Source organism: Gluconobacter sp. P1D12_c, assembly GCF_018812105.1.
Taxonomy (GTDB): domain Bacteria; phylum Pseudomonadota; class Alphaproteobacteria; order Acetobacterales; family Acetobacteraceae; genus Gluconobacter; species Gluconobacter oxydans_A.
Genome location: NZ_JACSIQ010000074.1, coordinates 1 through 817 on the forward strand (window position 1 = coordinate 1; position 817 = coordinate 817).

Annotated in this window: 2 protein-coding genes; one reads left to right on the forward strand and one right to left on the reverse strand. The window is 56.7% G+C overall.

Annotated elements, in window-relative coordinates:
• Positions 1-503 (reverse strand): DUF4158 domain-containing protein (locus KP705_RS15580; RefSeq protein WP_215764828.1); only part of this gene is annotated, 503 nt, incomplete at its 3' end.
• Between the two features lie 156 nt (positions 504-659).
• Between KP705_RS15580 and KP705_RS15585 the strand changes: the two genes are divergently transcribed.
• The coding region (locus KP705_RS15585) for a recombinase family protein (protein WP_215764829.1) at positions 660-817 on the forward strand (158 nt) is incomplete at its 3' end.

The following is an 817-nucleotide window of genomic DNA, read 5'->3' on the forward strand; positions in this document are numbered from 1 at the left end:
CGGCGCACCAAGGCTTCAATGACAGTGACCGACGGCAGGAGAATGCTTCGGCGACGCATCTCGTCAATCAGGATCGCAGCCATGCGGGATGGCTGGGTCACATGATGTGCAATTGGCATCGCGAAACCGGTCATGTCATGAAATGCCGACCGATCGAAGGTTCGGTAGCCATAACGCTTCATCAGGTGGGCCAGATGGGATCGACGGGTTTCGTCACGACGTCCGTAATGGGACCAGAGCCCAGGGGACAGGTCGAGCTGCCGCGCAACAAATGACAGAATGGGAGCCGGTGGTGTTTCACCAGATTCCAGCACCCGTCCCGGCCAGCGCATGTAGAGCATGACCATCGTGAAACCCAATCGGGAGGTTTCTCCGCGGCGGGTTGCGATCAGATCGAAGTCATCCTGGCTGAGTGTAAAATGTCTCGTGATCTCGCGATCATCGACAGAAGGCTCGTAATGTCGGGCGAGAGCTTCACGGGTCAGAAGACGGCGCCGCGCCATGATCGGATGTCTCCTTCATGTGTCCGGAAGGGGATCGTTGGACGGACTGTCCCGGACAAGTGCAACACGTCATGGAATACAGCCGTGTGCTGTGTCTCATAAAGGTGGTACCATATGTTTTGCAGTCATGGGGCCTTATACGTTACACTTTCCCGTATGACACACATAATGATCGGCTATGCCCGCTGCTCGACGGACAAACAGGATCTCGCGGCCCAGCATCAGGAACTGCTCAAACTCGGTGTTTCTGCCGATCGTATTTACACCGACAAGGGCTTCACCGGCACGAACCGGGAAAGGGCCGGCCTTGACCA